The organism is Planococcus sp. ISL-110, assembly GCF_018613575.1.
In the GTDB taxonomy this organism is placed as follows: domain Bacteria; phylum Bacillota; class Bacilli; order Bacillales_A; family Planococcaceae; genus Planococcus.
The window spans coordinates 45299-55372 of record NZ_JAGGPX010000029.1; the positions used below are offsets into that span (position 1 = coordinate 45299).

Sequence of the window (10074 nt, forward strand, 5' to 3'; positions counted from 1 at the left end):
TGGTGGGATAATTTATGGTTACAGAAAAAAAAATTTATAGCAATGAAACTGATGTCTTATCGAGATATAAGACAAATCATTTCTTTAAAAATTATGCAGAAATTGAAACAATTGATGATTTTTCCTTTTACTTAAATTGGGCAAAAAAGAATGGAAAAAATATTTTTATTTTGGGAAATGGTTCTAATACTTTATTTGCGAAAAAAAATATTGAAGCACTGGTGTTGAAAAACAAAATCCCTTCTAGTATAGAATGTATTTCGGAGGAAAAGTCTCATTATCGAATATCATCAAATACACTAATGAGTAAAGTCTTGCCATTTTGTTTCAAAAATTCCCTTGATTCATTTTATTATTTAGCATCGGTTCCTGCTACCATTGGAGGTGCCTTAGCAATGAATGCCGGAGAAGCAAGAAGTAAAAAAAGCTCTATTTATGATTATGTACTAAGTGTAGAGTATATAGATGAGAACAATGATATTAAAAACGTAATGGTAGAAGAAATGAATCTAGATTTTCGAAAGACTATGTTTACTGGTTGCCAAAACAAGTTTATTTTGAGTGCGGTTTTCCAATTTCCCAGGCGTGAATTTAATGGATTAAATCCTATTAAAGAACGTATTGCTTGGTCAAAAAAACATCAGGACAATATAGCGCCAAATTGTGGATCTGTATTTAATCAAGGGTATGGGAGAATATTGAAGTTGATTAAAGGTTTAAAAATAGGGGAAACCAAGTTTTCTTCCAAAACTCAAAACTGGATAAATAACAACTCTAAGAGTCATAGACCAATTGTTTTCTTGATTTTTGTTGTTAAATTACTACATATTATTACTTTTAAAAAATGTAATGTGGAATTAATTATTGTCAAATAGATGGTTTAAAAGATTACTAAATTACTAAGGAGGAAAATATAAGTGTATAAAATAGCTGTAGCAGGTACAGGGTATGTAGGCTTAGTCGCAGGAGTATGCTTCGCTGAAAGAGGACATCACGTAGTCTGTGTTGATATTGATGAAAACAAAGTAAACTTAATGGAATCCGGAATATCTCCAATATATGAAGCAGGTTTAGAAGAATTAATGAAGAAAAATTATGAAGCAGGTAGACTGCAGTACACTACGGATTATAAGTCAGCCTATAAAGACGCAGATGCAGTATTTATTGGAGTAGGAACTCCGGAAAATGAAGACGGATCGGCAAACCTTTCATACATAGCAACTGTCGCTCGGCAAATTGCTGAAACGATTGAAAAAAATTGCTTAGTTGTAGTTAAATCCACTGTACCAGTTGGAACAAACGATAAAGTTGAACAATTTATCCATGATTTTTTAATCAACGATGTAAGAGTCGAAGTTGCTTCAAATCCTGAGTTTCTGGCCCAGGGATCTGCAGTACATGATACTTTAAATGCAAAAAGAATCATTATTGGTACTGAAAGCAAATGGGCAGAAAATCTTTTGCAGAAAATTTATGAACCATTTAAGTTGCCTGTTGTATCGGTAAATAGAAAGTCTGCGGAAATGATTAAGTATGCTTCTAATGACTTTTTAGCTTTAAAGATATCTTATATGAATGATATTGCGAACCTATGTGAATTAGTTGGAGCAGATGTCCAAGATGTAGCTAAAGGAATGAGTTTTGATGATCGTATCGGCAGCAAGTTCTTAAATGCGGGTATCGGTTATGGTGGATCTTGTTTCCCTAAAGATACGAAGGCACTTGAATACTTGGCATCTCAAAATGGTTATGACCTAAAAACTGTTAAAGCTGCGATTGATGTAAATAAAGATCAAAAGACTTTGATGTATAAAAAGGCTAGTAAACGACTAATTACATTTAATGGTCTTAAGGTTGCTATTTTGGGCCTTACTTTTAAACCTGGAACAGACGACTTAAGAGAAGCGCCATCTTTAGAAAATGTGCCTTTATTGTTAAACCAAGGTGCTGATATTTATGCGTATGATCCAATTGGTGCAGAGAACTTCGCTAAAGCCTTTCCAGAAGGTAAGAATGGTAAAGGGAATATTAAATACGTATCAAGTGTTGAAGATGCTTTAGAAGATGCAAACGTATGCTTTATCTTTACGGAGTGGGGAGAAGTTAAGGCTGTTGATGCAAAAGCTTATAAAAAATTGATGAGAACTCCATTGGTCTATGATGGCCGTAATCTTCACAGTGTTGAAGAGATGGAACAAGCTGGAGTAGAATATTATTCAGTTGGTAGAGCTCCTGCGAACCAAGACGCGCTTAAGGAGTTGAGAAAGCTTGAGCTACAAGCCTCTAGACTCTAATAGAATATATTTCATTACCGGTGCAGCTGGATTTATTGGTTATTACCTTTCAAGACGGTTATTGGAATCGGGATGTCGTGTAATCGGTATTGATAATCTCAATGAATATTACGATGTGAATTTAAAATATGATCGCTTAAGCGAGTTAGAATCAAATGAGAAGTTCACTTTTATTAAAGGCGATATTTCTGATAAGGAATTGGTTACGAATCTCTTTGAAGAATATAAGCCAAATATTGTTGTGAATTTGGCAGCACAAGCTGGCGTAAGATATTCGATTGAAAATCCGGATGTCTATATTCAAAGCAATATCATCGGGTTTTATAACATTCTGGAAGCATGCCGTCATTATCCAGTTGATCATTTATTGTATGCTTCTTCAAGTTCTGTTTACGGAGCCAACAAGAAAGTACCTTTCGAAGAAACCGACTTTGTGGATAATCCAGTTTCTTTGTACGCATCTACAAAAAAAACAAATGAATTGATGGCCCATACATACAGCCATCTTTACAAAATTCCAGCAACTGGACTTCGATTCTTCACTGTTTATGGCCCAATGGGACGTCCGGATATGGCTTACTTTGGATTCACAGATAAACTATTTGCAGATGAAGAGATCAAAATTTTTAATAACGGTGATTTCAAAAATGACTTGTACCGCGACTTTACGTATGTAGACGATATTGTAGAAGGTATTCAACGACTCTTATCCAACCCACCAAGTGAAACAGGAGAGGTTCCACATAAAGTCTTTAATATCGGAAACAACAGCCCTGAAAAACTGATGGTATTTATTGAGACGCTTGAAAAATGCTTGAGTAAAAGTCTTGGTAGAAATATAGAGTTTAAGAAGAAGTTTGAACCGATCAAACCGGGGGATGTACCTGCAACTTATGCTTCGACAAAATTATTAGAAGAAGCAATTGGTTTCAAACCGAAAACATCCATTGAAGAAGGACTTCAGCAATTTACGGACTGGTACTGTAAATATTTTAAAAAAGCATAGTTTTTTCGATAAACAGTTCAATTTTTTACAAAAAAATAGGACTATTCAGTAGTTTATAAAGTATAAGCGGGTGCAACGATGAAAGTGAAAAAAGCGATAATTCCAGCGGCAGGACTTGGAACACGATTCCTTCCTGCTACAAAGGCAATGCCGAAAGAAATGTTGCCAATCGTCGATAAACCGACGATTCAATACATCATTGAAGAAGCTATTGCTTCTGGTATAGAAGACATCATCATTGTGACAGGAAAAGGCAAACGTGCGATTGAAGATCATTTTGATCATGCGTTTGAATTGGAAGAAACGTTGATGAAGAAAGGCAAGCAGGAAATGTTAGATTCTGTCTTAGAGACATCTAAAGTGGAAATTCATTTTATTCGTCAGAAGCAGCCGCTTGGTCTAGGCCATGCGATTTGGTCGGCACGCAAATTCATCGGCAACGAACCTTTTGCTGTGTTATTGGGCGATGATATCGTTGAAAACGACGAACCGTGTTTGGCTCAATTGATGGCCCAGCATGAAAAGACGGGCAAGAGTGTAATAGGTGTGCAACAAGTAGCTGAGAAAGATACAGGCCGCTACGGCATTATTGATCCAATTTCAGTTGATGGCAAATTGATTGAAGTAAATAAATTTGTCGAGAAACCGGCAGCAGACACTGCGCCTTCTAACTACGCAATCATGGGCCGTTACATCTTGACGCCGGAAATCTTCGACTACTTGGAAGAGCATCAATTAGGCGCAGGTGGAGAAATTCAATTGACAGATGCTATCCAGAAGTTGAACGAAGTCCAATCAGTATATGCTTATGAATTCGATGGGCAGCGTTTTGATGTAGGAGAGAAGTTTGGCTTTATTGAAACAACTATTGAATTTGCTTTGAAACGTCCAGAGTTGAGAGGTCAATTGTTGGAGTTATTTGAGAAGAAACTACAAGAGTCTTATGTAAATAAGAAGTGAAATAAACATAATTAAGCCGTTCACCTAAAAAATGTGAGCGGTTTTAGATTGTAATCATAGGAACCCAATTGGGTAATTTCTTCCTCCTGAACATTAAGATGTTTTATGTCATCCTTTTTGAATATTACATGGTTAATGAGCGGATTCTGTCAGTTCAGATACCAGATTATTCTTTTAAAGATTTTATAAATTTAGCAGGAGTGCCAGCGTATACTGAATTTGCTTCACAATCTTTAATTACTACTGAACCGGCAGCAATGACTGTACCATTTCCAATTGTAACATTTCCAAGAATAGTGCAGTTGGCGCCTATCCAACAACCGTCACCTACTGTAATTGGGGCATATAGGGCTTTGCCTGCCCTCTTTTCTAGAGTTCCTATCTCGTGTGTATCGGAAATGAAACCAACTCGCATTCCAACTGATACATTCTTACCAATTGAAACATGTGGCCTTATTAAGCACTCTTGGTTAATGAACGTATTCTCGCCAATGTAGGTAGGTAAATTGTTGAAACCGATTAATTCGGTACCACGCATAATAATTACGCGCTTACCAATTTGTATTGATTTTTTTCCCATCTTACCTTGGCTTGGTTTGTAAAATTTAACTTTCTGAAAAGAACAACCTTTTCCTATTGTATAAAAAATGTTGTAGTAAATAGCTCTTAGTCGAGACGAATAATAGCGGAATGGATTAGATTTCATTCGAGTGATGGCGTAGCGAATGTATTTATTCAATAAAATATCCTCTTCTCTATTTTGGGTTCTACAAATTTTAACATTTAAATAATAAAAAATGTATTTTAGTTTAAAATTATTATTTTATTACTATTTTTAAAAATTGCGTTCCTTTTTCAGAGTTAATTCAGTTTATACACAACCATTGCATACCGACAAAGCCGCATCCAAAAATTAAATAAACCTCAAATGGTAGTCACTTTTTTAAAAGTGGTCCATCAAGAAAATCGCGCCCCTGTGTCAGAAACAATTCAGTGTATGCAAGACAATTGCATGCCAAAAATGCCACATCGAGGAACCCCAACGGTTTCGAGGCGCGGCTTTGGCATGTTTATGGGAAGTGGTAAATAGTCATAACTGTTTTGCACACAGTGGTCGACCCCCTCATAATGGACATTGGACATGTTATGATTGTTGATAAATAAGGGTTCGAGGGGGATTTTAATGCATAATTATGCAAAAAAGCCGAGAAAAGCCTATAAACGGCTCTCGCAGGATGAAAAGCTGGAGGTCGTATTAGAGGTACTCGAAAATGGAAAATCGCGCCCCTGTGAGCAGGAAGATTCAGTTTATTAAAGAAATTTGCATAGCGTAAACGCCGTCTTCAATGAAATCAGCGGATTTCGAAGGTGGCATTCGTATATTTATTGATAGTGATAACTATTCATAATTGAACCGCTCACAGGGGCCATTTGGGAACTGCTGGGAGAATGGGAAATACAGGTGCCCCTAAGTTGCGCAGACAGTGGCTCTATTCTTCGCACAAGTGGCTCAGTTTTAATGCAATAATTATTGGAAACACTAGATTGGTTCAGTGTTTTCTTTCAGAATCTCAGCCACTTCTTCCAACGTGTACCTGTGTTTGACAACATCTACGACAAAGTCCTCTTCTAATTGAGGATATGGAAAACGCAGGAGGTAGCCGTTGTAACGAAAGAATATAGCTGTACACATAAGCGCAGTCCGTTTATTGGCATTATGAAATGCGTGATTTTGTGCCAGTGATTCGAGTAAGGCTGCTGCTTTGAGGTGGAGACTTGGGTAAGCATCTTTGCCAAACAAAGATTGTTGCGGTCTTTTTAATGCAGAATCCAATAAGGAATGATCTTTTATCCCTGATTGTTCATCAGCTGAATGTTCCAGTATGACCTTTTGGTTAATGAGAATTGCCATTTCGACCGTAAGAAAAAAAGAACTCATCGATCAACAAGTCCTTTTAACGCTTCATGATGAGCTTCCATTTCTTCCTCAAGCAAGTTAAAAAAATCTGCAGGGACACCATCGGGAAGCTGAATCATTGTGGGAGCTTTTTTGATGATCAGCTGATTTCCGACCAGTTCTACTTGAACCTCATCGCCTTTTTTAACATTCATCGCTTTCAGCGTTTCATTCGGCAGTGTCAAACCTAATGAGTTGCCGATTTGCGTAATCCGTCTTTCTATCGTTGCCATAATTTTTCCTCCTTTTTCTGTTTCGGTCGTTATAATAAAGCATTATTATTATAACAATGATAACAGTTATTTGTCTTTCTAACAAGAGTTTGCCCTCTAAAATCGCGCCCCTGTGAGCGGTAAGATTCAGTTTATTAACGAAATTCGCATAGCGTAAACGCCACCTTCAATGAAATCAGCGGATTTCGAAGGTGGCGTTCGTATAGTTATTGATAGTGATAACTATTCACAGGGGCCATTTGGGAACTGCTAGGAGAATGGGGAATACAGGATAATCGCTATTTCCTAAATCTCCTGCTCCATGAATTGTGCGGTTCCCTGGGAACAAGGAATCCTTCCCTGTCCAAAAATGGGAGGCTAGCATACAGAAACCATCTGTGACCTTCTGGAAAGGGAAGAAGGCTGCGTCTTATATTTACCCAATTTGCCATACCTTGTTTTTTCTCTTATCCTAATAAGAAGAGAAAAACCAAAAGGGAACTAAATCGCGTACTTTGCGATGGCTTTCACAAGAAAGCAAAAAGAAAGAGGAGGCGGACAGCAATGCCGGGAAGAAATGAACCGTGCCCGTGCGGCAGCGGAAAAAAGTACAAGAAGTGCTGTGGCACAGGACAGGCGGCTGGACAATCAAAGGCGATAGAAGAAGAACTTTCAAAGGTCAACGAAGAATTTCAAGTGAAAGGGCTCCGGCCGGAAACAGTCACGGCAATCGAGGAGAGGATCAATGAGTGGATTGATGAATTGAACGGTGTGTTTCCCGACACCTTTATCGAGCAGGCAGCGTTCGATACGTATGCGTTTTTGGATCATCCAGAAGACTGGCATAATTTTCTTGATAAACAGCTCCAGCGGCGCCCGCGCAGGGAAGTCGAGGAAGTCCTTCAGGCGTGGCGGCATCCGTTTTTGCTGCTGGCGAAGGCGGAGCGATCGGAAGATGGGCGGCTGTTTGCCAAGGATGAGAAGAGCGATCGTCTTTACGAGGCGATCCATGAACCTTCTGAACTTGACGGCCAATGGATCCTTGGTGTCGCGCTCCCATTTCCAGCAGCGGGGGAGCAAGCTGTCTGGTTCAGACACGGAGCAATGTATTTAAAGGCCGATACGCCTTCCTCTTTTATTGAAGCGCTGAAAGAGAATATGCCGTCGCTAGACTTGCTAAGTCTCTTGAAACTCCTCATCCATCTAAATCAGGAGAAGGAGGCGGAACTGTCGCCGTTCGCACGGGAAGTGCTGGAGAAGGTAGATCGCTTTATGGGTCCATTTTCAGAAGAATCCGGGATCTCCGAACTGACAAAAGAATTGCTCCAACAACTGGAATTAAACGCGAAGAAACCAGAAGCGGTCGCGGCCGGAATCATTCAGGCCGGGGCGGATATCGGAATTGTCCAGCAGCTGCTCAATCAGAAGCAACTTGCGGCTGCATTCGGCGTTTCAGTGATGACGATGCTGAAATACCGCGATGTGGCGGTTGATTTTATAGTCAGTAGGATGGAAGAAGCGGAAGGATTGTCGATTGAAAGGGATGAAGGCGACTGGAAGCTAGAGGAGCCCGCTGCCGGTGGGACGGGTACGGTTATGCAGGTCAAGGTCAAGCTGATCAGGATGAGCCCACCGGTATGGCGCCGGCTCCAGGTGGACAGCCGGATGAGTTTTGCAAATTTCCATCATGTGCTGCAGGCGGCATTCGAGTGGGACAACGATCATTTGCATGAATTTCGGGTGACGCGCTCCGGCGGCAAGGCAAATCAAAACATCGTGATTGATATGGAAGATGAAGGACTCGATCTTCCTTTATTTGCCGCATCCTTTATAGAAAAGCTTGACGAGAATGTCGAGCGGCTGGAAGATTGGTTTTTGGAGGAGAAAGATCGGGTGGTTTACACGTATGATTTCGGGGCTGACTGGGAACACGAAATCGTGCTGGAGAAACGACTGCCGGCTGAACCGGGTGCACGTTACCCGCGCTGTGTAAAAGCAAAAGGGGAAGCGCCGGGTGAGTATGGATTCGAGCCGGAAGATGAAGAAGGGGAAACTTCTCCGGATGAGATGACGGAAGTCGTCAATGACCTGCTTGAGATGGTGCACGCTGACTTGGTACCGGAAGAACCAGATCTCCTCAGCAGCGGCCGGGACAGCTGGCAGCAGTTGCTCATGGATATGGCGGAACTCCGAAAATTGGAGCCGTGGAACTGGCTGCACGATGACCAGGTGTTCGCCGTGCAGGACCCGGCGAGCGAAAGACCGCTGTTTGTGTCGGTGCTGGGTGCAGCCGGTGAAGAGTTTGGGCTCGCTGTCTATATCGGGGAAGAAGGCTTTAAAAGTCTTCTGGCAACGATGAGCGGAAAGGTTCCGATGGAAGAACTCGTTTTCAGCCAACGGAGTCTGCTGGCGTCCTTTTCTGACCGGGATGAGCTGGAAGCGGATGATTTGCAGCTGTTGAAGGATGCCGGAATATCGTTCCGCGGCAAAAAACAATGGCCGCTGTTCCGGAGCTTTGTGCCAGGTTATTATCCGTGGTCGATCGATGAAGAGGAAGCGCATCTTTTAATCCAGGTGATCGCACAGACGAAAGCCGTATTGAATGGAGTAAAAGACGGGATGGAAATTCCTCCTGCGGAGAATGGACGCTCATTCTTCGGGCGCCGAATGAACGAAAGTGGAGAGTGGCAAGATGGCCGATTTATCGTTGATAGTCCGGCAGATCCCAAAGAGAAAGTGGTCGCTGAACTGATGGTGCCCGAAACGGAGGTCGCACGTTTGAAACAGAACAAGGCGGCGGATCTGAAAGCGGAGTATGGCCTATTTTTCATCAATCAGCCGGTTCAGAATGAGCCAGGAGAGCGGCCATATTTCCCGGTTGCAGCGGTCGCCCTGGACGAGGCGAGCGGGCTCGTGCTGCACCAGCATCTCGACGGGCGTAAAGAAAAAGCTGAAATTGCGCAGCAGGGACTGCTGAACTGGATCCGGGATTCTGGAAAAATGCCGAAGGCGCTTGTTGTGACAGCAGAAACCGAAGGGCTGCTCCGGCCATTGGCTGATAAGCTGGCGATGCGCATGGAAGTAAAGCGGCGACTGCCTGAATTAGAGAAACTGAAGCAGGCGATGAAGAGGATGTAAAGCGTGTCCCTATGAGCGAAAAAAATTGCATAAAGAAAATGCCATCTTCAATGAAATCAATCGATTTCGAAGATGGCATTTTCTTTATGGAGAGTCATAAATGAATTGTACACAGGGAGGAGTTTTAATGGCTAGAAGTATAGCTATTACCGTATTCTCAAGACAAGTAACATAGGCTTTCCGTAAAGCATTTCCAAAGTGATAGAAGCGGCTTTTGGAGTTGATGGCGAAAGCCGAACGGGGAATGGCTGAACAGTATGTGGAGCGGGGAACGTTCCCCAATGGCCAATCGTACGATTCGATCAAGAACAACCGGCTGGCTGGGAGGGTTGAATGGAACCCAAGGGATGAAGATGTTCCTTTGCTGGTGGTTGACGGCAACTTTCTTTTCTATTATGATAAATTTTTTTCTATCTTTTCAAGGTGGACTTAATTGCGCCAAACTGTTTGGACATTTCTGTGAAAGAAGCTCGACTATTAAGATACTGAAGAAGGACAAGCTCGAGA

At 41.4% G+C, this 10074-nt stretch carries 10 protein-coding genes; 7 read left to right on the forward strand and 3 right to left on the reverse strand.

Annotated elements, in window-relative coordinates; genetic code table 11:
* Positions 1-14: 14 nt before the first annotated feature.
* The 4 genes from J7I83_RS15985 (at position 15) to galU (ending at position 4260) form a co-directional block, all read left to right on the forward strand.
* A complete protein-coding gene (locus J7I83_RS15985; RefSeq protein ID WP_215102357.1) occupies positions 15-875 on the forward strand; it encodes an FAD-binding protein in 861 nt (286 codons plus the stop codon).
* 42 nt (positions 876-917) lie between these two features.
* The gene (locus tag J7I83_RS15990) at positions 918-2294 is read left to right on the forward strand and encodes a UDP-glucose dehydrogenase family protein (RefSeq protein ID WP_215102359.1); all 1377 of its coding nucleotides are present in this window, start codon (positions 918-920) and stop codon (positions 2292-2294) included.
* Positions 2269-3300: a GDP-mannose 4,6-dehydratase gene (locus tag J7I83_RS15995; protein ID WP_215102361.1), complete on the forward strand. Its 1032-nt coding sequence runs from the start codon at positions 2269-2271 to the stop codon at positions 3298-3300. The genes J7I83_RS15990 and J7I83_RS15995 overlap by 26 nt, the downstream gene beginning before the upstream one ends.
* A gap of 78 nt (positions 3301-3378) precedes the next feature.
* Entirely contained in the window at positions 3379-4260 is an 882-nt protein-coding gene (gene galU, locus J7I83_RS16000; RefSeq protein ID WP_215102363.1) for a UTP--glucose-1-phosphate uridylyltransferase GalU, read from the forward strand.
* Positions 4261-4426: 166 nt separating this feature from the next.
* Here the strand turns inward: galU and J7I83_RS16005 are convergent, their stop codons facing one another.
* Entirely contained in the window at positions 4427-4999 is a 573-nt protein-coding gene (locus J7I83_RS16005) for an acyltransferase (protein WP_215102365.1), read from the reverse strand.
* Between the two features lie 444 nt (positions 5000-5443).
* Here J7I83_RS16005 and J7I83_RS18025 point away from each other — a divergent pair, with 444 nt between their 5' ends.
* On the forward strand, positions 5444-5575 hold the full coding sequence (locus J7I83_RS18025) for a hypothetical protein (protein WP_285228711.1): 132 nt from the start codon (positions 5444-5446) through the stop codon (positions 5573-5575).
* Between the two features lie 225 nt (positions 5576-5800).
* Here J7I83_RS18025 and J7I83_RS16010 read toward each other — a convergent pair whose 3' ends face one another.
* A complete protein-coding gene (locus J7I83_RS16010; RefSeq protein WP_215102367.1) occupies positions 5801-6199 on the reverse strand; it encodes a type II toxin-antitoxin system death-on-curing family toxin in 399 nt (132 codons plus the stop codon).
* Positions 6196-6450, reverse strand: a complete 255-nt coding sequence (locus J7I83_RS16015) for an AbrB/MazE/SpoVT family DNA-binding domain-containing protein (protein ID WP_215102369.1) — start codon at positions 6448-6450, stop codon at positions 6196-6198. Before J7I83_RS16015 ends, J7I83_RS16010 begins: the two co-directional genes overlap by 4 nt.
* A gap of 543 nt (positions 6451-6993) precedes the next feature.
* Between J7I83_RS16015 and J7I83_RS16020 the strand changes: the two genes are divergently transcribed.
* Entirely contained in the window at positions 6994-9567 is a 2574-nt protein-coding gene (locus J7I83_RS16020) for a DUF7309 domain-containing protein (RefSeq protein WP_215102371.1), read from the forward strand.
* A 223-nt stretch (positions 9568-9790) separates the two neighbouring features.
* On the forward strand, positions 9791-10000 hold the full coding sequence (locus J7I83_RS16025; protein WP_483313464.1) for a DUF7713 domain-containing protein: 210 nt from the start codon (positions 9791-9793) through the stop codon (positions 9998-10000).
* The last annotated feature ends 74 nt before the right edge of the window (positions 10001-10074 follow it).